Source organism: Ruegeria sp. BC7 (genome assembly GCF_056539165.1).
Genome location: NZ_JBQFUL010000011.1, coordinates 1 through 24,188, shown reverse-complemented (window position 1 = coordinate 24,188; position 24,188 = coordinate 1). Strand labels below are relative to the sequence as shown.

At 53.2% G+C, this 24,188-nt stretch carries 25 protein-coding genes and 1 pseudogene; 15 read left to right on the top strand and 11 right to left on the bottom strand.

Annotation, left to right across the window (positions count from 1 at the left end; genetic code table 11):
* Positions 1–11: 11 nt before the first annotated feature.
* From ACR0KS_RS18965 to ACR0KS_RS18955, 3 genes are all read right to left on the bottom strand, one after another.
* Positions 12–626, bottom strand: a complete 615-nt coding sequence (locus tag ACR0KS_RS18965) for a hypothetical protein (protein WP_170568014.1) — start codon at positions 624–626, stop codon at positions 12–14.
* Between the two features lie 245 nt (positions 627–871).
* Positions 872–1,225, bottom strand: coding sequence for an MmcQ/YjbR family DNA-binding protein (locus ACR0KS_RS18960; RefSeq protein ID WP_170568013.1), 354 nt, complete (start codon positions 1,223–1,225; stop codon positions 872–874).
* A gap of 54 nt (positions 1,226–1,279) precedes the next feature.
* The gene (locus ACR0KS_RS18955) at positions 1,280–1,582 is read right to left on the bottom strand and encodes an excalibur calcium-binding domain-containing protein (protein WP_480693302.1); all 303 of its coding nucleotides are present in this window, start codon (positions 1,580–1,582) and stop codon (positions 1,280–1,282) included.
* Positions 1,583–1,820: 238 nt separating this feature from the next.
* On the opposite strand from ACR0KS_RS18955, the gene ACR0KS_RS18950 reads away from it, so the two are divergent.
* Positions 1,821–2,324: a pyridoxamine 5'-phosphate oxidase family protein gene (locus tag ACR0KS_RS18950; RefSeq protein ID WP_170568012.1), complete on the top strand. Its 504-nt coding sequence runs from the start codon at positions 1,821–1,823 to the stop codon at positions 2,322–2,324.
* Here the strand turns inward: ACR0KS_RS18950 and ACR0KS_RS18945 are convergent.
* A complete protein-coding gene (locus tag ACR0KS_RS18945; RefSeq protein ID WP_170388960.1) occupies positions 2,309–2,716 on the bottom strand; it encodes a universal stress protein in 408 nt (135 codons plus the stop codon). The genes ACR0KS_RS18950 and ACR0KS_RS18945 overlap by 16 nt on opposite strands.
* Positions 2,717–2,781: 65 nt before the next feature.
* Positions 2,782–3,108: an antibiotic biosynthesis monooxygenase family protein gene (locus ACR0KS_RS18940; RefSeq protein ID WP_170568011.1), complete on the bottom strand. Its 327-nt coding sequence runs from the start codon at positions 3,106–3,108 to the stop codon at positions 2,782–2,784.
* A gap of 531 nt (positions 3,109–3,639) precedes the next feature.
* On the opposite strand from ACR0KS_RS18940, the gene ACR0KS_RS18935 reads away from it, so the two are divergent.
* The 5 genes and pseudogenes from ACR0KS_RS18935 (at position 3,640) to ACR0KS_RS18915 (ending at position 7,112) form a co-directional block, all read left to right on the top strand.
* A complete protein-coding gene (locus ACR0KS_RS18935; protein ID WP_170568010.1) occupies positions 3,640–4,053 on the top strand; it encodes a hypothetical protein in 414 nt (137 codons plus the stop codon).
* A gap of 387 nt (positions 4,054–4,440) precedes the next feature.
* Positions 4,441–5,385, top strand: coding sequence for an aldo/keto reductase (locus ACR0KS_RS18930; RefSeq protein WP_170568009.1), 945 nt, complete (start codon positions 4,441–4,443; stop codon positions 5,383–5,385).
* Positions 5,386–5,489: 104 nt separating this feature from the next.
* Positions 5,490–5,667: pseudogene (locus ACR0KS_RS18925) on the top strand (IS6 family transposase); the annotation flags it as partial.
* A 133-nt stretch (positions 5,668–5,800) separates the two neighbouring features.
* Entirely contained in the window at positions 5,801–6,178 is a 378-nt protein-coding gene (locus ACR0KS_RS18920; RefSeq protein ID WP_170568008.1) for a nuclear transport factor 2 family protein, read from the top strand.
* 88 nt (positions 6,179–6,266) lie between these two features.
* Entirely contained in the window at positions 6,267–7,112 is an 846-nt protein-coding gene (locus ACR0KS_RS18915; protein WP_170426894.1) for a universal stress protein, read from the top strand.
* A 76-nt stretch (positions 7,113–7,188) separates the two neighbouring features.
* Here the strand turns inward: ACR0KS_RS18915 and ACR0KS_RS18910 are convergent, their stop codons facing one another.
* Together ACR0KS_RS18910 and ACR0KS_RS18905 are read right to left on the bottom strand one after the other, a co-directional pair.
* Positions 7,189–7,752, bottom strand: a complete 564-nt coding sequence (locus ACR0KS_RS18910; protein WP_170426893.1) for a flavodoxin domain-containing protein — start codon at positions 7,750–7,752, stop codon at positions 7,189–7,191.
* Between the two features lie 336 nt (positions 7,753–8,088).
* Positions 8,089–9,393 (bottom strand): ferredoxin reductase family protein, encoded by a 1,305-nt coding sequence (locus tag ACR0KS_RS18905; protein ID WP_170568007.1) that lies wholly within the window; start codon positions 9,391–9,393, stop codon positions 8,089–8,091.
* Between the two features lie 197 nt (positions 9,394–9,590).
* Between ACR0KS_RS18905 and ACR0KS_RS18900 the strand changes: the two genes are divergently transcribed.
* Together ACR0KS_RS18900 and ACR0KS_RS18895 are read left to right on the top strand one after the other, a co-directional pair.
* Entirely contained in the window at positions 9,591–10,175 is a 585-nt protein-coding gene (locus ACR0KS_RS18900) for an Hsp20/alpha crystallin family protein (protein WP_170568006.1), read from the top strand.
* Between the two features lie 219 nt (positions 10,176–10,394).
* On the top strand, positions 10,395–11,987 hold the full coding sequence (locus ACR0KS_RS18895; RefSeq protein ID WP_170568005.1) for a S1 family peptidase: 1,593 nt from the start codon (positions 10,395–10,397) through the stop codon (positions 11,985–11,987).
* Here the strand turns inward: ACR0KS_RS18895 and ACR0KS_RS18890 are convergent, their stop codons facing one another.
* Positions 11,988–13,604, bottom strand: coding sequence for an MFS transporter (locus tag ACR0KS_RS18890; RefSeq protein ID WP_170568004.1), 1,617 nt, complete (start codon positions 13,602–13,604; stop codon positions 11,988–11,990). It lies immediately after the preceding gene.
* Between the two features lie 43 nt (positions 13,605–13,647).
* Positions 13,648–14,868, bottom strand: coding sequence for an amino acid permease (locus tag ACR0KS_RS18885; protein ID WP_170568003.1), 1,221 nt, complete (start codon positions 14,866–14,868; stop codon positions 13,648–13,650).
* 437 nt (positions 14,869–15,305) lie between these two features.
* Here ACR0KS_RS18885 and ACR0KS_RS18880 point away from each other — a divergent pair, with 437 nt between their 5' ends.
* Together ACR0KS_RS18880 and ACR0KS_RS18875 are read left to right on the top strand one after the other, a co-directional pair.
* Complete coding sequence (locus ACR0KS_RS18880; protein ID WP_170568048.1) at positions 15,306–16,910, top strand: Na/Pi symporter; 1,605 nt, start codon at positions 15,306–15,308, stop codon at positions 16,908–16,910.
* 160 nt (positions 16,911–17,070) lie between these two features.
* The gene (locus ACR0KS_RS18875; RefSeq protein ID WP_170568002.1) at positions 17,071–17,478 is read left to right on the top strand and encodes a c-type cytochrome; all 408 of its coding nucleotides are present in this window, start codon (positions 17,071–17,073) and stop codon (positions 17,476–17,478) included.
* Here the strand turns inward: ACR0KS_RS18875 and ACR0KS_RS18870 are convergent, their stop codons facing one another.
* Positions 17,479–18,651 carry a cation:proton antiporter domain-containing protein gene (locus ACR0KS_RS18870; RefSeq protein WP_170568001.1) on the bottom strand — a complete coding sequence of 391 codons (1,173 nt, stop codon included), beginning with the start codon at positions 18,649–18,651 and terminating at the stop codon, positions 17,479–17,481. It lies immediately after the preceding gene.
* A gap of 198 nt (positions 18,652–18,849) precedes the next feature.
* On the opposite strand from ACR0KS_RS18870, the gene ACR0KS_RS18865 reads away from it, so the two are divergent.
* The 5 genes from ACR0KS_RS18865 to ACR0KS_RS18845 all read left to right on the top strand — a co-directional run bounded on the left by ACR0KS_RS18865 (position 18,850) and on the right by ACR0KS_RS18845 (position 23,819).
* On the top strand, positions 18,850–19,299 hold the full coding sequence (locus ACR0KS_RS18865; RefSeq protein ID WP_170418691.1) for a phasin family protein: 450 nt from the start codon (positions 18,850–18,852) through the stop codon (positions 19,297–19,299).
* Between the two features lie 57 nt (positions 19,300–19,356).
* Positions 19,357–19,764 carry a universal stress protein gene (locus ACR0KS_RS18860; RefSeq protein WP_170568000.1) on the top strand — a complete coding sequence of 136 codons (408 nt, stop codon included), beginning with the start codon at positions 19,357–19,359 and terminating at the stop codon, positions 19,762–19,764.
* Between the two features lie 595 nt (positions 19,765–20,359).
* Complete coding sequence (locus tag ACR0KS_RS18855) at positions 20,360–20,992, top strand: glutathione S-transferase family protein (RefSeq protein WP_170567999.1); 633 nt, start codon at positions 20,360–20,362, stop codon at positions 20,990–20,992.
* A gap of 303 nt (positions 20,993–21,295) precedes the next feature.
* Positions 21,296–21,916, top strand: a complete 621-nt coding sequence (locus ACR0KS_RS18850) for a class I SAM-dependent methyltransferase (protein WP_170558291.1) — start codon at positions 21,296–21,298, stop codon at positions 21,914–21,916.
* Positions 21,917–22,088: 172 nt separating this feature from the next.
* Positions 22,089–23,819, top strand: a complete 1,731-nt coding sequence (locus tag ACR0KS_RS18845) for an adenylate/guanylate cyclase domain-containing protein (RefSeq protein WP_480693303.1) — start codon at positions 22,089–22,091, stop codon at positions 23,817–23,819.
* Positions 23,820–24,000: 181 nt separating this feature from the next.
* On the opposite strand, the gene ACR0KS_RS18840 is transcribed toward ACR0KS_RS18845, so the two are convergent.
* Positions 24,001–24,188: copper chaperone (locus ACR0KS_RS18840; RefSeq protein ID WP_480693301.1), on the bottom strand; the 188-nt coding region annotated here is incomplete at its 5' end.

The following is a 24,188-nucleotide window of genomic DNA, read 5'->3' as shown; positions in this document are numbered from 1 at the left end:
CCATTCAGTTGTTACAACACGACTCGCTTTACACCGTAAGCTTGCCGCTTTAGCTCGTCACAAAAAACGTCCATGCGGCACAAACGTGTAACTTTCTTAACTTCAGTGACGTCAGAATGTGCTCTATGAGCAAGCGTCAATGGGTCAATTTTCGGATCTAGCAGTGCCACCCCACATTGGAAGAAAACAGCCGCCAAGTTTGCCTCGTATTCCTCCTTTGTCGGAGGAATATTGGCGTTGCCACTCGCTGTTGCGAAGAGTTGAAAGTGCTTAACAACGGCTTCTTGAGCGTGGTGATCTAGCGCCAAGTGTGCAAATTCATGAGCCAACATGAAATTGGACAGTTTGCACCCTTCGTCAGCATTTTTGAGCAGCTTTTCATCGACCACAAGCATTGAGCGTTCCCCAAAAGCAACGACGCCCGCTTTACGTTTGTAGTCCTCCGCGTTTTCAGTCCTGAATGTTTTGATTTTGACTTCACCTTCACAGTCAGCCAGCCAATTCCAAACATCAGTCATCCGAAAGAACTCTGCATCCTCGCAAAAAATTCGACGATAACCGATCATTTCTCGGAAAAGACTGACAGCCTCCGAAGTGGTCAAGGATTGCTTCTTTGCCTTAATCATTTGCCCACCTCTTTCGATAGCCCATCGCAGAATCAACTACTTATGCCACTCATACTACCCTAGGTGTTGACACCGCCACAATAGGTTGATGAAATACGAAACTCTCTACCAAATCTTGATCGGCACCCAAAGTGGCCGGCCCCGCGTAAAATCAAGTCCTTTAACAAAGGTTGAGGCGGTTGAAATTTCTCACAATTCAAACTTTCGGCCCAGCACACCAAAGGTCCAAAGCGCCAACCGCCGCCCTAAACCCCCAACTCCGCCCGCGCCTTTTTGGTCAGTCTCGCCACCACCAGATCATACGAGGTCACGATATGATCGCGCAGGGAGATGTCGCTCATCCCGCGCGCCTCGTAGACCTGTAGCCACTTCATCCCGCGTGAGGCCAGATAGGGCGCGGGGCGGATGCCGGGTTGGTCGCTTAGCACCTCAAAGGCCAGATCGGTGGCTTTGAAGGTGAAGGCGTCGCGCCCCTCGTTCCAGCCGCAGATCGCAAAGACCTTGCCGCCCACTTTCCACACATCCGCGTTGCCCCATTGCACAACGTGGGTGGTCGCCTTGAGACTGGCGCAGAATTCGTTGAAGTCGTCGCGTGTCATTGTGAAGTTTTGGCGGTGCGCGCAACGCTAGGCAAGTCAGAATAAACTGCCAACTCAGGGCCGGATAAATTTGGCGGTTCCCACCGCGTGGACGGTCGCGGCCTTGGGTAACTTACTCGTCGCGGACGCGGCAGTTTGAGAGGCATTGCCACATGCGGCTCCGTCGCCATCGGGGTCGTTGCGTCGGTGATATCCCGGCTCTCCTATGAAATACGGCCCCGGAAGAATGACTTCGGAGGTCGAGCACCCTCCCAACGCGATGAGATGAAAGATCGCATCTTCCTGCTCGAACTTGGACGTCCGCAAGTAAACGCTAAACGCGATTGCTGCGGTCGTTACCGGAAGCAAGAGAACCATGATCAGGATTCGCACAGGCGAAAGCGCCCGCCGTCGCAACGATTCCGCACGCCTGCGGCGCGCTGGCGTGTTCGGATCGGTAAAAAATTGTCGCGGCACAGGGGATTGGGGCAGCATACGACAATCATACACTATTTTTGTGACGAATCCGAGGGTTAATCACCCGCGATTACCCCTGACAAAACGCTTTGCTGACGTCTACACTTGGGCTGCAAACTCTCCTACCCTGCGGTGCGACATGACAAGTTCGACCCCTTTCCGAGACGTAGATGACTCGGCCCGCAAACTGGCAAAAGACCTGCTCGCCAGCGCCACCTATGGCGCACTGGCCGTTCTGCGCCCGGATACAGCCGCTCCGTCTGTGTCTCGTATTGCCTTGGCTCTGGACCAGACCGGATCGCCGGTCACCTTGATTTCAACGCTGGCGGACCACACACGCGCCCTAAGCGTCAACCCGGTCTGCGCGCTTTTGATCGGAGAGCCGGGCAATTCCGGCGACCCCTTGACCCATCCGCGCCTCACCCTGCATGCAAGCGCCACCTTCATCGCCAGAAGGACCGAAGAACACGAAAAGCTGCGCGCCCACTTTCTGAGCCAGAGGCCCAAAGCGAAACTATACGCAGATTTCACCGACTTTGGGTTTGTCCAGTTTGAGATTTCCGAAGGTCTGCTGAATGGCGGTTTCGGCAAGGCTTGGCGCCTTGCCCAAGGGGATTTACTGCCCGATCAACGCACCACATGAACCGCGCAGGCCGCGTGTCGCACCACGTGGTTCGTCGTCGAGCCCAAAAGCAGATCCTGCATCCCCGGTCGATGCGAGGCCATGATGATCAAATCGGGTTTATGTTCTTCCGCCCAGTCAAGGATCGTTCGCCCCGAATGCCCTTCGACCACAACCCCTGTCGCGTTGGGTAGCTTCGCAGCCAGATTGTCCAATTCTGTCTGAAGCGCCGTGCGCGCTTCGGCCAAGTACTCGGGCGGCATGTAAGAGATTGCATAGCTTGGAATATGCTCGACCACATGCAGCAATGTCACTTGCGCACCCGGCGTGGCTAAAACTTCGGCCAGCTTCAGGGGGCCGGAAATATCTCGCTCGGCATCAAAGGAAATAGGGACCAGAATATTGTGATACATGACGCGCACCTCCGTTCAATTTAGGACAAGATGCGGCAATTCGTGTATCAGAGCTTTGATTTAGGTCACGAACTGCCGAATGTTTCGGCAACATCATACATGACTGGCTCGAAGCTTTTGCACAGCTCGTTGATCTTCCGATTCCGGGTGCGCATCTCTGGGGTGCGCAGCATAGCTAGAAAATCCTCGCGGCGCTCCCACTGTGAATAATTGGCAATTCGGGTCTGCGCATCATTCACATGCAGGCCAGCTGCAACAAAACCCGGCTGTTTAGATATGAATTCCGCATAGGCATCGGTTAAAGCCTCGAGCAGGTCATGACAGGTGCCCGGCGTCATTTCAAAGGTGGTGATGACGGTTTGGACGCTTGCGTTCTTAGCAATTTTCGGCATCTGGAATCTCCCTTGTTCACTCTGAACTTAACATAGGTTTTGAAAACGTCGCGGGTTTCCTTTGAATGCCAGCCACGTCCTGGTTTCTCAGAAACCAACAAATCCTAACGATCCGTTAACCATGCTGCCGGATGCTGCGCGCATGCGCCGGATTGTCTGCCTTCTTCTGCTACTGACCATCGCCTCGCCTGCGTTGTCTGGTGCGTGGCTAAGAGAAAAAGACGCAGCCTTCACCGCTGCTTCTGCGACCGTTTTCAAAGAACAGCACCACGGTTTTGACTATAAATCGTCTCTCTATGCAGAATGGGGGGCCAGGGACAACTTGACCGTAGGCTTCGACTTTGAAGAAAACCGAGACCTATACGGCCACGCGACCGTATTTGCCCGGATACCTGTATTGGACCTGCGACACATAGGACGGCTTGCGGCAGAACTTGGCATCGGCACCCTTTCCGCACGGTCGATACTTCCGTTACCCCCACCACACCCCGCTAGCGTCTCCCTATCAAGCTATGAAGCGAGGATATTCGAATGCCAAAAGGAAGCGGTCTGGCACCCCGGAAGAGTGTCGCGACATCATCAGAACTTTGGAAGCATCTGGGCGAAAACCCCATCGAATGGCCTGCAGATGTGGAGCCGTGGCAGCACGACCAAGCGAAGGCCGAGCGCGTGTTCCAAGAAGTGTTGTTGGGTCGTCCAAGATCTCGGTGGACCGGAACGGATGTCCATCTAGCTGCGATCTACGCTCGTACGCTTGTCGAACATGAGTACACGCATCGAATGGTGCAAAAGGAAGGCCACCTTATCCAAAACAGCAAAGGCGATTGGGTTCGGTCGCCATGGCTGAGCCTTCACATCAACCTGCAGTCGCTTCTGATCGCCCATTCGCTAACTCACATCGCATGTCTCATTTGGAGGTCCGGGTGTGCAATGGTGGTCAACTAGTTCGCAGCAGTTGTTTTGCCTTCTAAATAGTTTGGCCTACTTCGATAACAGGTGTTGCACCACCAGCACTCAGCCCCATCCAAGTTTAAGCGATTTTGCTGGTCCCCGGCTGATTGCTGGTCAAACTTGGTGGGGCTTTCTATCGAGATGAAAATTGTTAAATTCCATTTTTCAACGAACGCTCCGGCCTTGGTGCCGATGTTAAGTGAGTTTCATTCAACGACTGCTAGGCGGACAAAGCAACCATTTTGCAGAAAAGCTTCATAGTAGGACTGCATGAACGATTGCAGCGCCTCCCAAGAGAGACCCCGGCAGCAATACTGACTTGTTTCTAAGAATTTAATCGCGCAGCATTTGCAAATTTCCAGAACCTAGTGGGAGGATGGCATGGCGGAGTTACGCGAGATTGGTCAGACTGGGATACGGGTCCCTCAGGTCGGGTTTGGGTCTACAGGCTTGGGCAGTATTCCGGAAATCTATGGTTATGAAGTCGACGAAAACCGAGCGATTAGTACCATTCTGGCAATTCTTTCGCAGCCAAATGCATTCTTGGACACGTCGCGTTGCTATGCCATGGGCCGAAGTGAAGAGCGCATCGGGAAAGTCATTCGTGAGCTTGGCGGGTGGCCGGGGGGACGAGTCCTCTCCACCAAAGTCGACAGGAATCTGGAAACCGGCGCGTTCGATGCATTCCAAGCACGAAAATCATTTGAGGAAAGCCTTAGAGCTCTCGGTGTCGACAGCGTTGATATTCTCCACATCCATGATGTCGAATACGCCAGCGACTTATCGGAGGTCAAAGAAAGCGGTGGCGCGATTGAAGAGTTGTTTCGTATCAAGGACGAAGGTTTGGCAAAGGCCGTTGGAATTGCTGCGGGACGTGTCGATTTGATGATGCCAATTTTGGAGGGTTGGGATTTTGACGTAGTCCTGACACACAACAGGCACACGCTGGTAAATAACAATGCGGCACCTCTGATTGAATTCGCAAAATCGCGGGGCTGTTCGATATTGAACGCAGCACCTTTTTCAGGAGGTGTATTGGCCCGAGGCAGCGCGATTCACCGCTTCTACGTTTATCGACCAGCAGATGATGAAATACTTGCGCCAATACGTGCAGTCGAAGAGATATGCGGTCATTACGATGTTCCAGTCGGTGCTGCAGCCTTGCAATACTCGTTAAAAGACGAAGATATCACTTCGACGATTTGCGGAGTTACGTGGCCTCAGCATGTTCAACAGGCGATGGAATGGGCAGAGTGGTCCATCCCTGAAGGCGTTTGGGAGGAACTCGCTGAGCTCGATAAAACTTCGAGCGACCCAGAAGTATAGAGTCGATTTGAAGATAGAATACTATTCTTCCAATTGACCGCTTTGGGCTCGAAGCAGTCATTCGCTGCAACTTGGTTGAACGACTGCTGTGCGGACAAAACAGCCGTTCGCGACATACGATGCAGCGGTTAAGGCGGATGCGAAGTTTGCAGAAGCTCGTCGCCGTTCACTCCTCCGAATCCAATCACTTCAACTAGGGGCGATCCCCTCCCAGCCGAGACACCTTCAAGTTGTCACGGCACCGCCGCTCTTGCCGAGTGGCGCGAACTTGGCGCGTTATAAGCGACATCTCTGTTGGCCTAGCTGAGACTTGTTCGAACCGGCCTCACAGTATCCATCGATATGCTTATTGATCCTTGTCAAGATTGGCGCGGGCAAGAAGTGGTACTGTCAATGGTAATTCAGGGGGTGGCTCATGGAAGAGTTGATTGAAATCGGAAGATCATTCGCCCAGGCCATGCGTGAGCGCAGGGGCCTTGCAAGTGTTGATGAAATGTATGCCGAAAACGCACAGTCGATAGAGGCAGTCGTGCCTCCGGTTCGACAATTCCGCGTTTCAAAGGGGCGAGAAGCCATCAAGGGAAAAAGAGAGGATTGGTTGGCATCGCATGAAATCCAAGAACTAGACGTGGATGGCCCCTACGTCCACCCACCCAACCGCTTTGGAGTGCGCTTCACGGCTGAAGTGATTCAGAAGGCTACGGGTGAGCGTATGACCCTACGCGAGATCGCAGTGTACTCGGTGGCAGAAGGAAAGATTGTGCTGGAAGAGTTCTTCATGCTGCCGAAGTAAGATGAGCGACTAACAACATTGTCTATTTGTTTGTTTAGTCAGTGCGTACGGCTCTTGGACGAAGTGAAGCTCCGAGCGGAGGTCGGGAATGCAACACAGAACAGTGGCTTATTTTGTAGGAGTTGAAACTGAGGACGCGTCGATTTTGGAATGCGCTGAAACTGCCCATTTCCAGAACGACCACTTGAATTGCGTATTGATCGCGGCCTTACCTAACCTGCCTTACCTGAAGTATGGATCAAACAGGTTCGTTGAGGCGGGTCTGCCCTCAAACTGGTTGGACGTTCTTCACGCGAAAAATGCCGCCCTGAAGTCTCGCGCCACTGAAGTTGAAACGCTTCTTGCTGGGCAGGGCGTATCTGCAAATGTAACTGGTTTCATGGGACTTGGAGCGGAGTTACAGCAACTTGTAGCAGAACAAGCCAAATGCTCTGATATCGCTTTTCTAGACGCTGATTTGCGAAAAGACCCCGATTTATTTCACAAGATCACGTGCGGAGTATTGTTTCATTCGCCGGTTGCTCTGATGATCAATGGAGATCCGTTTGCCCAACGCGACTGCATTTTTTTGGCATGGAATGATAGCCTGCCTGCGTCTAGGGCCGCGCATTTAGCTTTACCCTTTTTTCTGGCGGCCAACGAAGTTGTGATCGGGTGTTTTGATTTGTCGTCGCCTGATGGCGTAGAAGGTGAAGTGCCCGGAACTGACATTGCTGGATGGCTCAGTCATCACGGTTGCAAGGCGACCGTGTCGCAGTTCCAGTGCGGGGGAAATTCAGTTGCACATTGCATTCAAGAACAAGCAAGAGAAGCGGGCGCCGATCTCATTGTTATGGGCGCTTTTGGGCATTCCCATTTGCGAGAATCAGTTTTTGGGGGCGCGACGCAAGCAATGTTGGAGCAGACAAGTTTACCAGTGCTTTTCGGACACTGATGAAGTGAGCCGATAACTGTGACTTTCTGGGAGTCATAGCAATCAAAGTTCATCGGTAAATACTTGAGAGACTTTATTAAGAGTTTGCTTGAGGTTGAAGCGTGTTTGCCCGCCCGTTTTCGCCAAGGAACTCTATCACAATTAACGTGAGTTCATCCCAGTCAGTAAACTCCCTTGCCCCTTCTCGTGGATCGATTTTTCGACCGAGCAAGACGACGTGCTGAAGAATCTCCCTCTCAAAATACCCGTAGTTTTCGGGCCTCACCGCGCCTGCGATCAAAGCCGTCGCATTTGGTTCAAAACCTGTTCGAAGAAGCATTTCGTCAAGATAGTCGCGTGCTTCTTCTCGACCTGACGCAAAAGCAGCTTTTAGACCGACGGAAAGCACGAGGGACTTTCGCTTCATTAAGGCATCTCTATTTGAAGCGACAAATGCTTCGAATGACTTGGGGTGCTTACGCTCGTGGACAGGGGCCAGGAGAATAACCTTGACCACATCGTCAAGTGAAACGTGGCTGGGCATTTCATCAGTATTGATCAGCTTTGCGTCGAAACCGGCATTCTTCGCGAGATCGGTGATGAAGCGCGCAATCTTTGCTGTTTGGCCTTCGACCGTGGCGAAGGCGATGAGTAAGGTCATTCCGATCCTCCCATAAATCGGTCTGAATAGATTGCTTATTATGAATAAGTGACGTGCGTTGCCCTTGATCTCTATCAAAGGCGTTTCATAGCGGCATATCTGGATCGTTGCGATATGCTCATGCTGTCCACGCGGAGCATGTTTTTAAGGAAGTTCGTGACGGCATCCATCTCCAAGAAAAACTGCCTTTTCGGCCGGCAGCCTTGAAGCGAGCCAACCCCTGGCGGTCTCGCTTTCTACCTTAAGCAAAAGGCCAAGACAGCGACGAAGATTGAAATACTGATCAACCACACTGCGAGTTTCACTTGTTGGCGTGCGGGCAGATTTCTCAGCAGTCTAATCATAGTCAAACCTTTCAGACAAAATCCGGTGTGAAGCGGTGCCCCGCTCAATCAGATGATCTTCGACGGTGTCCATCATGGCAGGGGGGCCGCAGAGAACAAAAAGCCAGCTTTCAAATTGAACAGAAGACAAATTGCGGTCCAACAGATGACCGTCGATCAATCCTGTCTCTCCGGACCAATCCTCTGGCGGCTCGGATAGAACAAACACTGTTTCTTCTTTGGACAACTCCTGGCGAAAAGCAATCTGCTCCTCCACCCGGTTGCCATAGATAAGCTTGAGATCGTACTGTTTTCCGCTCAACCGTACCTGACGCACAATGCTCAACATGGGCGCGATCCCGACACCACCTGCGATCAGAACAATGCCTTTCTCAGTTCGGTGGCTGATCGACAGATTTCCGTGCGGGGCATCCAGATAGGCCGTGGTTTGCGGAGCGATCTGTCCGAGGCCGCATGTGAAATCCCCAAGCTCCTTTATCACGAATGAAACTTCGGGGCCTTCGGCTGGTGCGGAACTAATCGAGAATGGGTTCTCATGCAGCGAAAAAACACTGTGGCCGACGTTTAGCCAAGCAAATTGCCCTGCTTCGAAGTTTAGTCCGTTGTGACCATCTGGCACGACGCGCAACTCCCATTGCTTCGGCGTTAGTCGAGACACAGACGTGACACGCCACGGTCTTTTCCTCTGACGTAAAGGGCGAACGAGATAGACATACAGCAAAGTTCCAACTGCAATACAGGTTAGGGCAAGCCAGAGATAGGTTAGTAGCGGATGCCCACCGTAGCGCCCAGCATAGACCGTGTGATGCAACAGCAGGCATGCGATCACCAAGGCTCCCAGCCCGTGTAAGAGGCGCCATGTTTCGTATTTGTAATCAAGGGATTTGCGTGCAATTGCCGAGGCGACCAAAATGAACAGCAATAAGTATGCGCCGATGCCCGATACCAGCACAGAAAAGTCGGTCGAAATCGTAAGTTGGTTTGTTTCATCCCACGGACGGCGTCCGCCCGAAGGCGTGCCCTGATATAGCAGCGGGTGTATCAGCGCAAAGCCGAGTGCTGTACGCGCCATCAACTGATGCGCTCGCATGGTTACATCCATACCCAGACCGGAAGAGATGAACCTGAACCGCCCAGACAGCAGGAACTCGACTAAGATTATTGAAAAAGCAAGCATTCCAAGCCCGGACGCGAGCTCTTGATGAAATGATCGTGTTGGCCATCCCAGAGACCAAGAAAAACCCAGGGGAGCCAAGATCAGCAAAACGTAAATCAGCGCCAGATAAGGCCATTTCATACGGTTTTGCTCCACTGCGCTAAAGGTAGGCAACTCGGGCTCATTCAAAATAAACGCTAAGCTGACCTGGGTTTCCGATCAAGACTACTGGGAATGGTGCTAACTCCACCACGACGTGGCAGGTTTAGTGGACGACGTTTCCCGTTTCTGTTCGTTCAGCCGCTGCGTTCGGTCTGGCTGATGCTGAGGTTGCATGCTTGCGCAAGATCAAGGTCCTTTGCCACTTTTCCTGTCATAATGTTGCGCGCGTGAAATCAGGCCAAAGGAGGAGGCTCGAAATGCTAGAAGACAAAAAGTCCCCACAACTTTTCACTGGAATGCATCCGCTCTCTGACAACTTTCGGCGTGAAATGGAAACCCTGATGTCGCGTTTTTTCGGGGGAGGATCACCTTTCCTACCAATGGAAACGGCTGCGCAACGCACGGGTTTTCCGTCTCTTGACATGACAGGTGCGATTTCACCTGCAATCGATGTCCAAGAAACGGATTCTGCGATTGTCCTGACGGCTGAATTGCCAGGGCTCGAAGAGGATGATGTGGAAATTGAAATCAAGGATCGCAGGCTAATCCTGCGCGGTCAGAAGAAGATTGCGCATGACGAAACGGGCGATCTGCGTGTCAGCGAAAGAAGCTATGGCAGCTTTTCCAGAGCCATGTCGCTGCCAGACACTGTGGAAATCGACAAGATTTCAGCAACATTCGACAAGGGCGTTCTGCATATCGAAATGCCGAAAACTGAGCCTCAGGATCCAAGCCGTAAGATCAAAGTATCGTCGAAATAGACGGTCAGTTGGCTCGATACGAGGCTTGAAAATGCCAAAGCAGAGGGCCGATCATGGATCGGCCTTCTTCGAACTGCGGTCTGATAGATGTTTTGGGTTGAATTCGGTAAACATCGCAGGTGCTTGTTTAAATGTGATTTTTTGTACATTTGCGTCAAACCATGGGTTTGGTGTTGCGGCGTGGTAGAATGCCCTCACGCGTTTGGATAGGGGGCCACAATGCGCAAACCAGAAGTGAGCGACATGACACCCTCAGTGAATGGTGGTGAAGGTGAGGTGCGGGCCTTTCTGGAGAGCCTTACAGGTCCATCGCGCGGAAACGTGAACTGGCTTGTCGATAAAGCCCTGACCGTCTCTGTTGGTGATGGCAGGGTGTTAAGCATTCGACCCAAAGATGACCTGCCTCCCCATGACAACGATATTGCCACACTACAGTGGGCTGACGACGGTTACACAATAGCCGCATCGGTTGGGCGCAATGTATGGGTAAACGGGCAAAAAGCCTCTGCGGCGTCTCTTAGGCATGGTGACATGATCGAGTTCGGCGAAAAGGGCCCCATGTCTCGATACAGATTGTGCGATCACTCATTTCCCGCACACCACACAGTCGAAGATATCCTCAGCGATGCATATGCTTACACCCGAACGAGCCGTCGACCCTTCGCCAAAAAGATATCTGGTGCCTTGCGCGATAGTGGGCGGCGGCTTGCCTCTCAAACCACGATACTGTTCAGGATCACGGTTCTTGCAACGCTTCTTGTGATTGCGGGGTTTGGGTACCTGCTTTACCAAAACGACCGGCGCTTGGCGGATAGTATCGAAAAGGAGTCCCGCAAGATCGAAGCGGTCGCGGTTATGCTTGCCCAGACGCGAGAAGATGCACTTACGCCTGATGACTTAGCTTCGTTGCGTGACGCTTTTGAGAACCAAATTCTGTCGACCGAGCAGCGTCTTGGAACCTTGGAACAGCGGGCGGGGGCACCCACGCGAGTGATAGCTGCCTCCACTCGATCTGTCGCTTTCCTTCAGGGAGCTTATGGATTGCGCCACGTGGAAAGCGGGAAGATACTACGGCACGTTTTGGGACCGAACAGAGAAAACCTGAAAACCCCGTTTGGTCAGCCTTGGATCGAACCGGACGGGACCGGCGAACCTGCAGAGTTTCAGTTCACCGGAACGGGGTTTTTGATCGCTGGGGTCCCGTTGATGGCGACCAACCGCCATGTCGCTTTGCCCTGGACCTCGGGGAACCGAGAAAAAGCGCTGAGTGACGCTGGCCTTGAGCCAGAGATGTTGAGGCTGCTGGCCTATTTGCCTGATCAGACGAAACCAATAGAGGCGCGTTTGGTCAGGTTCAGTGAAGCTGCAGACTTGGCGATTTTGGCAGTTGAGACAAGTCGCGTTCAGGGCCTCGGCATTCCGTTGGCGGATGCCACGTCGCGCGTGGGTGAAGAGCTTTATCTGTTGGGGTATCCAACGGGTTTGAAAGCATTGATCGCGCAGGCTGGCCCGGGCTTTCTAGAGGAACTGGAAACAGAGGGGACGTTGAATTTTTGGTCGATAGCGTCCCGGCTTTCAGCACAAAGCAAGATCCACCCGCTAGCAAGCCAGGGGATCGTTGCGCGGACGAGTGGGAGCGCAATCGTTTATGACGCTGAGACTACGACCGGTGGGAGTGGAGGGCCAGCATTGAATCGGCGGGGCGAGGTCGTTGCCATCAATGCTGCGATCCTGCCCGAGTTTGGTGGTTCAAACATCGGCGTCCCGGTCTCACATCTCAGAGTTCTGCTGGGAGAGGTGGAAAGCCAGTAATCATTCGCTCGTTCGGAAGCGTGAGTTTTGAACGAAGAACACTGTAGCGAGTGGAACAATCACTGAGATCATGGCCACGCATATTAGCAGGTATCCAAGTTGACTGTAGTCTGCGGTGGACGTGACCTCACCGGTCTCAGGGTTGGTGACAGCGCGCGTGATTACGTACGTCTGGTTGAGGTACTTGGTGCTGAGGCTGCTGGCCGACAATGCCATGTTTGTGAACGATGCCATCACGGCAAAAAAGGTCGCTTTCAATTGAACTGGGGCATTGCGTGCGATCCAAGCCAACATCGGGACCATGGCAATCTGCCCAAGCGGCGATTCAACCGCTGTATCAAGAATGGCAATGAACCTTGCGTCGACGACTCCGCCGGTATGCGCCGCCGTCCATTCATGTACACCGTAGTAGAGGGCAAGGTTGGGCAGTGAGAGAACGCCCGCGGCGATCGTCAGCAATACTACCACATGCGCAATGGAGCGATTGGCCATAAACGGCCGGAGAACGATTAACCCGAGCAACGCCAGCAGCGAAGTTAACAGAGCCAGAATTGCTAGGAATTGTTCATCGAACCCCAGTTCATCGATTTCAAACCAAGTCAGGCCTGGTCCCGGCAGAGGAACGGCACGGAAAACAAAAATGATTGTCGCTGTCCCGATTAAGGCTTTGGCTTGGGCCGGTTCCAGCTCTTTGAGTAGGCGCGACATGAGGTACAGGATCACCGTTAGAGAAACCGCAAAGACTGTTTCTTGCGCAAACTCGAAATCGGCGGTTCCCAACACGATGCTAAGCACAACGAATGCCAGGCCGCCCAGCAATATGGACCATTTGACTTCGGTGACTTCATCCGGCTTGTAGGGCGGGTGGCCCGATCTTATACGCTGACGCTGGATCAAGCTGTGAAGGACGACGCCGCTTACGGACAATACAGGGATAGCCAGAGCTATCAGGTAAACTTGGCCATAAAGTGTAAGACGATCGGGCTTTTGCAAGTCCTCTGTTCCAGAGAAAATCCAGATGTTTACAGCTGCAACCGCGGCAAACCCGGAAATAATGGAAACTCTGCCCAAGGTTTGCATCGTCGTGTGCTGAGCACGGGTTTCTTCAGGCGAAAATGGTAGGCCGTTTGGGTCAACCTTTGGCACCGCCTCAACCGTCATGGCGTCGGCAACAACGTCCTGAATGGCATAGCCCGAAGGCGCCAAGAGCAAGGCAACAACATACCAGTCTTCCAGTGGCATGAAACTGGACATCTGCGCAGGTGCGGTCACGAGGCCGTACATGGTGAGCAAAGATAACGTGATCAGGGATGCGCCGAACAAGATCAGCAGGGACTTCCAGCGCCAAAACAGGTCCACAACATGACCAAGCGGCATTTTGAGTATCCACGGGATACCAGCCCAAAACGCGAGTCCTGCAACGAAAGAGGCGGATAAATCGAGGTAGTCTTTCAGGAAAAAAGCGCCGACGACTGAGGTCAGGCCGGACACGCCGGCCGCAAAATAGACCATCAATGGCGGCAGATAGGACCATTGCAGCTGCTGAACCAGATCCACAAACGTTCTATGCCACCAGGCCGAAAGTTTTGATCCTATGGAAGTTTGGTCAGTCGTCATATGCCATGGCAGCTCGTGGAGGCCTTTGGGTCGTTTTGTCTAGTTAGAGAAATCCAGATCCGAAAAGCAATGCACTGGTGATCACCGCAAGGATCGGTACCACAAGAGGAACGCGGAAATGCTTGGCGGCCTCGTCCGGCTGCATCTTCAGCAGGATCAGCGAAATGTTGACGAGCACAAAGACGCCCAGAACGATCTGGGATGTGCGCTCTGCCAAAGTACCAATCGGTATAGTTTGAGTCAGCAGAACGATTATCGCCACAACCAGCAAAGTAGCAACAACCGGTGTTTGCGTTGCTTTAGGGACTATCGCCAGAACCTTCGGCAAATGGTCACGGTCTGCTAGTCCGTAGATCACCCGCGAGGCCATGATCATCTGGATCAGTACTCCATTGACTGTCGCCACAATCGCGACTGCGGAAAAGCCCTGTTTAATCACCTCGGGGGCGTTTGAAAACACAAGCGCGAGGGGTGCTGCGGACGTCGAAAGAACATCGATCGGAACAACATGTAGAACGGTCATTGAGGTTCCAAGATACAACACGGTCGCCAGAACGAGAGTTAGCATAATCGCTTTTGGGATGGTGCGCACAGGGTCTTTAACCTCTTCAGCGACATTGGCCATGTCCTCAAAGCCAACAAATGCAAAGAAGGCGAGAAGTGATGCTGCGAAAATGCCTTTCCACGCGTCGAGTTCCAGCGGCGGAAGCATCGAACTGATCCCGTATCCCTGCGGATCCTGGATCGACATGCCCCAGCCAATCACAAAGAAAAGACCTGCGATCTCGATGATCGTGATGACGGCCGCAACAAAGACCGACTCAGTGATCCCCCAAAGTGCGATTAAACCCATGATCAAAACAACACTGATATTCAAAATAGGGATCGAAAAACCGGTCAAAGCGTGAAGGTATGATGCTGCGCCAATTGCAACGGCAGAAGCGGAGATAACGCCCGAGGCTGCCACCGCAAGCCCAACGAAAACCGCCATCCAGTTTTTCCGAAATCCCGCCTCAACATAGGCTGCTTCACCTGCGCTGACAGGAAATCGAGTTGCAAGTTCCGCATACGAAAGCGCGGTGAGTGATACAACGAGCGCGGCTACAACGAACGACAACGCCGCAAACGGTCCGGCAATGTCTGCTGTTGCACCGACTAAAACGTAAATGCCCGCTCCGACCGTTACCCCAAGGCCATAAAGCGTGAGCAACGGGGTAGTAAGGGCCCGTCTGAGTTTCTGTTCGTTTGGATCAACAGAGTTCATAAGTGATTTCCGCCAACTGCCCATTCCGAACGTCGTCAGTGGCGTCCTTCTCTTTTTGTCTCGATTGGCGCAGCGGCTTAATCCTATGGTCAAAGCCGCACCGAATGCATTGTGTCTCAACGTCTGGGCGCATTGGGCGCCAATCAACTAACTGGGGGCTCGCCATCACTCCTGCCGAGCCCCCGTGGGTGGAACTTCCGCTCCTTCAAAATTCCATTCACCTTTGTGTTTACTTGGGGACAGGACGGTGAACGTAGAATATGTTGAAACATTCGAATTTCACTATGTAGTTCATGTTGGTGCTTTGATCTATGTCAATCAACTCGCGGCGTCGGGTCTGCGAGGCTGAACGCAAACCAACTGTCGTTTGTCGTCGAACTTAAAGGCAAAGCAAACGTGTTAGTCGGTGTGAGATTTAGGGTGGAAAGCTATTCGTGATGTTTTGGAACCTGTTACCAGCCTTGGGCGGCATCGGCCTGTTCCTTGTCGGAATGCTGTTGATGACGGACGGATTGAAGGCTTTGGCAGGGGCGCGACTGCGGGATATTTTGGGCCGGTTCACGTCGACACCGTTTACCGGGGCCGTAACAGGCGCGGTCACGACAGCTGCAATCCAATCTTCCAGTGCGACCACCGTTGCGGCCGTCGGATTTGTCGCGTCTGGTCTGCTCACGTTTCCCCAAGCGCTTGGGATCATCTTTGGGGCCAATATCGGAACGACCATGACAGGTTGGCTCGTCGCGCTCTTGGGGTTCAAGTTAGACTTGGGGCAAGTGATGTTGCCAGTTGTTTTTATTGGGGCTTTGCTGGCGCTTTCGGGAAGAAAAACAGTTTCCGGCCTCGGACTGGCGTTGGCCGGGTTCAGTTTGATTTTCATTGGGATCGAGCAGCTCAAGTCCGGGCTTGACGCGTTTCGCGGCGTAGTTACCCCTGCCGATTTTCCGCCAGATACACTGCTAGGCAGGCTGAAGCTTGTATTGATCGGCGTCCTGATAACGATGGTGACGCAGTCTTCGAGCGCTGGCGTCGCGACAGCATTGGCTGCGTTAAGCGCTGGTGCTGTGAACTTCCCTCAAGCGGCGGCACTTGTCATTGGAATGGACGTGGGGACGACTTTCACCGCTGTTCTGGCCACCTTTGGTGGGGGCACTATGGCTCGCCGCACCGGTTTTGCTCATGTGATCTACAACGTGATGACGGGTATAATGGCATTTTTCCTGCTGGGGCCGTTTACTTCGGTCCTTGTAAGCGGCGCGGGGGCAGGAAATTCTCTGACTGCGCTTGTCGCGTTCCATAGTTTCTTCAACGCCATAGGCGTGGCGCTGATCTTGCCGTTCGCGAAACCCTTCGCCAGATTTGTCGAGGCGCTTGTACCCGACAGAGGTGCTGAGTTAACGAGATCTTTGGATCCTCTCGTCCTCGGGATGCCGGAAATAGCTGTGGATGCAGCAAAAGCTGCAGTCGAACGTGTTGTAAGGGCCGAAGTGGCGCACCTTCGGTCATGTATTGAGGTATCGCAGTCAAGCGGAGCCGACTATGGGCGGGAGAACATTGAGACTGCTGTATCCGAAGCGCGCTCGTACCTAGACAAGATAGAACCGTCCAGCAGGTCCGATGTAGAGTTATCCAACATCAAGGGTATGTACCATATCCTCGATCATCTTGACCGGCTGCTTTACCGGTGTAGCCAAGATGATCGGATAAGCGAGTTACCAAAAGACCGGCGTTTGAAACGGCTTGCTTCGGTGATGGTTGCAGCAACTGATGGTTACTTGGAAGTCGACAATCCAGTGAAGTGTGAAAGTTCGCTGAACCGCGTTCGCCGTTTTCTGCGGCGACAGAGGAAACTTCGCAGAGACTTGCTCATCTCCGACGCTGCGACTGACAGTCTGCCGGATGAAGTGGTCTGGGCTCGCTTGGATGCCCTCAGATGGTTGCATCGCGTGTCTTATCACCTCTGGCGAATTCGTTGGCATTTGAACGCATTGGAAGGTGTGCCGTCTGGGCGCAAGGGTGGTGGGGTCGATGACGAGGTGGCGTAGTTGGAGGCCGGGCTGGATTAGATTCGGCGCGCGCTCAAACGCTATTTGACTGAAACGCCAATGTTGGTACTGGTGCGAACAACATGAGCAAGGTCAAAGACGTTCCCTAGCTACACCGTTTAATAAGATCTTCATCCGGGGCAGCGAATTGGAGGAGCATATGCAGATTGTTCGCGGGATTTTACTGGCACTGTTGTTCACGGGACCTGCACTAGCGCAGGAGGTCAGCGTCAGTGAGGGAAGTGATTTGTACCGGACGTATTGCTGGCAATGTCACGGTTTCGAAGCGACCGGAGACGGACCAATGGCCGAAATGCTGGCTATTCGAACACCCGACCTAACCAAATTGGCGGGCGAAAACGACGGTGTATTTCCGATAGTTCGCATAGCTGAACAGATTGATGGTCGTTCACAATTGCTCGCCCATGGCGGCGAAATGCCAATCTTTGGCGCGGTGTTTGAGACAGACCAACAAATCACGGTGGCTCTGCCTAATGGGCAACCTATAATGGTAGGCCTGCCGTTGGCGAATTTGCTCGCCTTTCTTGAATCGATCCAGTCTGAATAGTCACTGACCAATCTGCTCATCCGTGTCAGCCGTTCGTCTGATTGACATGAGAGTCAACGGCGGCCCCAACACCTCGAAGGCCACAGTACTGACTAGAGTAAAGGCCATGATCGACGCGGCCCAATGTGGAAATTGCTCTCCGGCGACAAGGGCCATTCCTACCGCGACACCGGCCTGTGGTAACAAAGCTGGACCGTACCAGCGGGTCTGACGGCTAGGCAGGCCGCCAAGTCTCGCTCCGTAATAACCCCCGACGAGGCGGGCGACGGTGCGCAAGAATAGGAAAAGAGCACCAGCCCAGCCCATCAAGCCGAAGGCTTCAATATCCAACGTGGCGCCAGCCAACAGGAAGAACAGGATCATGAATGGCCACTGAATGTGCTCGATCTCATGGAAAGCACGCTCGTGATGGCGGGCGAGATTCCCTATAACTGCGCCCGCAACCATGCCTGCTACCAAGAATGAAACCTCCAACCAAAGCGCGAGGCCCGCTGTAAGAAAGACTATGCCCACTGCTTCTGCCTGCATTGGCTCTCCCGGTTTCAAGCGACCGGTCAGGTAAGCGGATGGCACGCCTAGTGCGGAACCCAACAAAATAGCCCCTCCGAAATCCCACATCGCTGTGGTCGTGATGGTGGCCCAACCGTCCGAATGACCAGCCAGAACCAGGGCGATACTGAATACGATCAGACCCCAAGCGTCATCAATTGCGACTATGCCCTTTAATGTCTCGGTGAAGCTGTTGGACACCCCAGATTGTTTGATCACGTCTGTCATGGCGGCCGGAGCTGTAGCCGTAGCAATTGCCGCCAGCACCAGCGCCAACCCGAAGGGCACGCCAATTGCGGCCAGTCCAGCAGACACAATAACAAGGGTTGCAACCACGGTTGAAATCGAAATCGTCAGAATGGCTCGGCCATGCCGAACTAGGTTCTCGCGGGTCAATGATCCTCCAAGAAGAAATGCGACCATCGTCAGTGCAACGATGGATACCTCATCGAACCACATTGCAACGTCGAGTGGGATCAACCCCATTCCGGCATTCCCTGCGATCAAGCCAAGGAAAAGTAAGGTTGTAACACGAGGAAGATGCGTGGCCCGGCCGAGTTGGTCGGCGGCCAATCCGGCAAGGAAGAGCACACCAAGGGTAATCAGAAAGCCGGCAATGTGCATAGAAAACCAAGCGTTAAGTTCTTGTCTAGACTACTCTAACCCCAACCCTGCCTGCTAGGAACCGATGACGGAGAAAATGCGAGTGTCCCGTCGCAGCTTAGGCCGAAGATCCCTAAAAAAGGATATTGATCTGTATTAAGGCGAAAGCGCGCCGCACTTGGCACAATAACTCATTCAGGAAATGAGGAGGAACTTTCGATGCCGACAAAGAAATTTAACACAAATAGCCCGACCTCACTTTTGGATGTTTTCAAACAAATGCAGCCGCCCATGTCTGGCAATCCGGCCTTCGGTGCCCAGATCGAACAATTTTGGGACGCACAAGAAAAATTGCTCGAAGAAACAGAGGCCTTTGCGCAGCATTGGTTCGAACGGCGTCATGAGGCCGTCCGGACGGCTCTACAAGCTGCACGCAATGTGTCTTCCGCGAACCCGTCCGATCCATCGAAAGCCCTTCAGAGCATGGCGGAATGGCAGCGCCATTCGGCTGAGCGGTTGGTTGCTGACGCGCAGGAATGGTTTGAAACGGTGTCCCGTTGTGCATCTTATGTTGCTGAAACCGAAGCTGAAGCTGTTGAGAAAACAGTTGGTGATGTTGCAGCCTCTACAAAGAGCGCGGGGAAATCTTCAAAGTCTAACCCTGTGTAGGGTTCCTGCTTCCGAAAAACCAAACTGAAATCACCGGAGCAGTAGATAGGAGGTCAAATGTACAAGAATATCCTGATCCCGGTTGCTCTGGACCAAGAACACGACACACAAGCGTCGTTTGGAGCCGCGCGCCAATTGGCTGATGCGGACGCTGTATTCACCGTGATACACGTCCAAGGACCAATTCCGGCGTATGTAGGGTCTCAGATTCCCAGCGAAATACTTGCCAATACGCGGCATGAAATCCTGGAAAACCTGCATCAAACTGCTTCTGAAATTCCAGGCGCGAAGGCTCGGCTCATCTCTGGGCACGCGGGTAGGGCTATTGTCGACTTCGCAAATGAGAGTGATGCGGATTGCATCGTCTTGGCTTCGCACAAGCTTGGTTTTGAGGACATATTTCTAGGTTCCACAGCGAACAGAGTCGTGCATCATGCCAAGTGTTCGGTTCACGTAATTCGGTGATCCAAAGCTAGCGATGCGATATCTCTCTGGGGTCTTGTCAGAAGAACTTGGGTAGAGCGCTGCAGGGCGGTTGCGTATCTTTTGCTCATTAGCAGACCTGCCTCTTTCAAGTACTTATAAACGGTCTCGAAATCATCCGCCTTGCGGTGATGTTGTACATCCGTTTCACGCTCATTCTGACGTCAGCAAAGCACATCAAACTGCAATTGGTGCAAGTACCGCGAATCCACACTTCGTCCGCAACGTAGACGTTTCAGCAAGTTGCAGCGAACGTCCGAGTTGTGAACAAACCTGCCGTTGGCGCACGGGACCTGAATGTCTGGTTCAGCTTCAATTGCTGCCTTAGGCGCTCTATCGGCCTCGTGCCAAGAGTTGCCCGTACGACTGATGCGACCTGACGGCAGCTTTCTGCCCGTTTCCGGACTCTCCAGTGGGCATCAGACGGCAGCGGGTTTAGCCCCAAAACTCACCGTAAGCCAAGAGGCAGCTCTTGTGCCGAAGCGACTATACCCCGGACTCTTGCCCGAAAGCTTCACCGAAGCGATGCGTGCCAGTTGCAGCTGTGCTAGCTTTCCAACTCAGGGAGGAACGTCAAATGGCAAATCTGACTCTTTACGGACCAAGTTACAGCACATACACACGCTCGGTGCGCCTCGTTATGGAAGAAAAAGGGGTCGACTATGACCATGTCGAGGTTGATTTCATGGAAGGCATGCCAGCTGAACAGATTGCTAGGCAACCGTTCGGCAAAGTTCCGGCATTTGAGCACAATGGATTTCACCTTTATGAGACCGGCGCGATTGAGCGTTACATCGACGAAGGGTTCGATGGCACAGCATTGCAGCCCGGTAGCTTGAAACAGCGCGCCCGCATGGCGCAGATGATAAGCATTGTCGACAACTATACATATGGCCCGGTCATTGGTTTGTGCGAGCAAAGAATTTTTGCACCGATGATGGGTGGCGAGACCGACGAAGCTGCCTGCCAAGCCCTTTTGCCCGAGATCCAAAAAGCCCTCGGCACTCTTGAGGACTTGCAAGATGGAAATCCCTATTTGGTTGGGGGCGATCTGAGCCTTGCCGATCTCCACTTGGCCCCCGTGTTCTGGTACTTTGTGCAAACGCCAGATGCAGAACCCATTCTTTCGGACAAACCTGGATTGCACACATGGTGGGAAAGCATGGAGTCAAGGGAAAGCATGTCTAAGACAGAGCCGAAGTTCGAATAGTTCGCGGCATGTGCAAATATGTGTGAGCAGACAAGCGCGCTGTCACTTTGAACGCGAAACTGACACCACCTCTGTTATTCCAAGCCCTCTAACTATTGTCCGACGCGTTTGCCTGGCATGTATTCGTTGTCGGGTCGCAAGTCCAAACCGACACGTTTGCGAATCCCGAGTTGTTCCGCGGATTCCCCTTTGCACCCAAGAGCGGACGTTCGCGAAAACTCGGGCAACGACCGAGTTGCGGACATTGCAGTCATTGACCTAAAGTTACATGATCACCACCTGACGGGATCAAGTGGAGACACCATGGCAGACGAGAGAGTGAGCCACTGGGAGGAGGTCTACCGCGAGAAAGACGATACCCAGCTGAGTTGGCATCAGGATGATCCCTCGATCTCATTGGAGCTCTGCGACGTGGTCGGCGTCGATAATGCCTCCTCTGTGATAGACATAGGCGGAGGCACTTCACACTTCGCAGAACGCCTGATCGAAAGAGGACTGAGCGACGTTTCTGTGCTCGATGTATCCAAAGCTGCGCTTGATCGATCTCGTGGACAACTTGGCGCCGTAGGCGAGCAGATTGAATGGATCGCAGCCGATGTCACAACCTGGAGCCCGGAGAGAAGCTATGATCTATGGCACGATCGCGCAGTATTTCATTTCCTTGTCGATGCGGACGACCGTTCCGCCTACCGGGACCAGTTGTACCGCTGCCTTCTCCCAGGTAGCCATGCGATTATCGCAACGTTTGCGCTCGACGGTCCGAAGAAGTGCAGCGGTTTGCCGATCGTTCGCTATGATCCAGAGGGGCTATGTGAGGTATTAGGCGATCGTATTTCCCTGGTCACGCATCGGAAGCACACACACCATACTCCTTGGGGAAGCTCTCAGTCCTTCCAATTCAGCTTGTTACGCGTGGGCCAGTAGCGCTGCTGTTGCGCTTCGGCACGACTGTGACATCCAATGGCCTTGCTCATGCCTTCGCTGCAACTTAACTCATCCGGCGGCCGTCTTGCAGACGAAGTCGCCCTTCGGTTTCTTTCCAAGCCTGCGCATGATAATCTTTGATAATTGCACTTTGCTCGGAGGAGGATGACCTCTGAAACGCAGGCTGACCGCCATACTAGCAGCCGATCTGGTTGGGTATTCCCGCCTTATGAACTCGGATCAAAGCGGAACTCTCAGCGCGTTGCGAGAGCTTCGATCTGGGCTTTTTGACCCTTCTGTAGTCGCGCATCGCGGCAATTTAGTGAAATGCATGGGGGATGGTTGGATAGTCGAGTTTCCATCAGTCTCTGACGCTGTGACCTGTGCTGTCGCCATTCAGAACTCTTTGGCCAGCGAGAATACACTGAAGTTGAGAATTGGGATACACACAGGTGAAGTCGTTTTCGAGGAGGATGATGTGTTTGGTAACGGCGTTAACGTCGCCGCTCGTTTGGAAGCGCTTGCCGAAGCCGGGCAGGTTCTCATCTCCGGCTCCGCCTATGAATGCCTGGACAGCAAAACGGCTTGCGCCTTCCAAGGCGGAGAAAACCGTGAGCTTAAGAACATTGATCGACCGGTGCCAGTCTGGTGGTGGGGGGACGCCGAGTCTGTAGATCCGCTTTATGATTCTGAACCGCCCGGGTCCCCTGACGGAACTGCGATCGCCGTATTACCATTTGACAACATTTCAGGCGACCCTGAACAGGAATATTTTTCGGACGGGTTGTCCGAAGACATAATTACGGCTCTGTCGAAACACCACTGGCTCGAGGTCGTCGCGCGCAACACGACCTTTGCCTACAAGGGAAAATCCCCGAATGTTCGGCAGCTCGCCGATGACTTGGACGCCGACTACGTTGTCGAAGGCTCAGTCAGGAAAGCGGGCGCGCGCATTCGAGTCACGGTTCAGCTGATTGACGCATCGACTGGCAACCACGTGTGGGCGGAAAAATATGACCGTCAGTTGGAAGACATCTTCGATGTTCAGGACGAGATCACGGAAAAAATTGTTGGCAGGCTGGAGCCCGAGGTCGGAAATGCGATCCGGCGCAAGTTAGAAGATACGCCGCGCCGAAACCCCCATGCCTGGGACTGCTATCATCTTGGGCTTGCGCACTTTTACAAGTTTACTGCCGTAAGCAACCGTGAAGCTCAGAGGTTGTTTCTCCAAAGCCGCGAACTGGACCCCAGTTTTCCCGAGGCACATGCCTGGTGGGCCTATGCCACGATTCTCGGGATGGTGTATTGGGACACGGAACCGGATTCTGCCCTTATGGACGAAGCGCTGGCTGCCGCACGCACCGCCGTTTCAATGGATAACCAGAATGCGCTGCTCTACATGCTGATGGGCAGAGTCCAACTGGCCCGCCGGGAATACCGCAGCGCGCTGGCTGAGAATGAAACTGCAATCAAATTGAACCCGACGCTGGCTCCAGCATATTGCGGATTGGGAGACTCACTTTCTTATGAGGGACGATACGAAGAGGCGATTGCCAATTTCGAAAAAGCCGTGGAGATGAGCCCTAACCATCCACAGCTTTGGGCCTTTCTGAGCTATGGCGCGCTGACTCTGCTTTTCGATCACCAGTTCGAGAAAGCTCTGGACTGGGCAGAGCGGGCTCGCGATGTGCCAAATTGCCAATACTGGGCCACCGCGCATGCAGTCGTGGCGCTTGCCAATCTCGGGCGGGACAAAGATCTGGCCAAGATGGTACATAACCTAATGGTGGAAGAGCCGAAATTCTCGCGGTCATTCGCAAAAAATAAGCTGTTCTATCTGAAGCGGGAGGATCAAATGGAACTTTACCTTGCAGGGCTTGCAAAGGCAGGTATCCCCGCCTGATTTTTCCTGTGATCGGCCCTTACTTTGCCGCTTGTCTTGAATGCTTGCGTCAGGTCAAGCCGAATGACCGCAAAGGATTCGGAGCGGGACTTAAACTCCCGCAGAAATTGCTTGTCCGGTGACGTGTTGAAGATCGCTCTGCGGTGGCCTTTATCCAGCCTGTGAATACACCAATGTTTCCTCAGGCAATCGTGATCAGCCACCCGCCCCAGGCAATCAAAACCAAACCCAATCCTCGGCTCAGAAACCGCCCGAATGGCAACGTCTTTTCCGCCAACACTACGATTGTAAGTACGGCAACCCACGGCAGGTTCATGACGCCCAACACAAAAAGCAGCACCATCAGCATCCAGCAGCAGCCAAGACAGT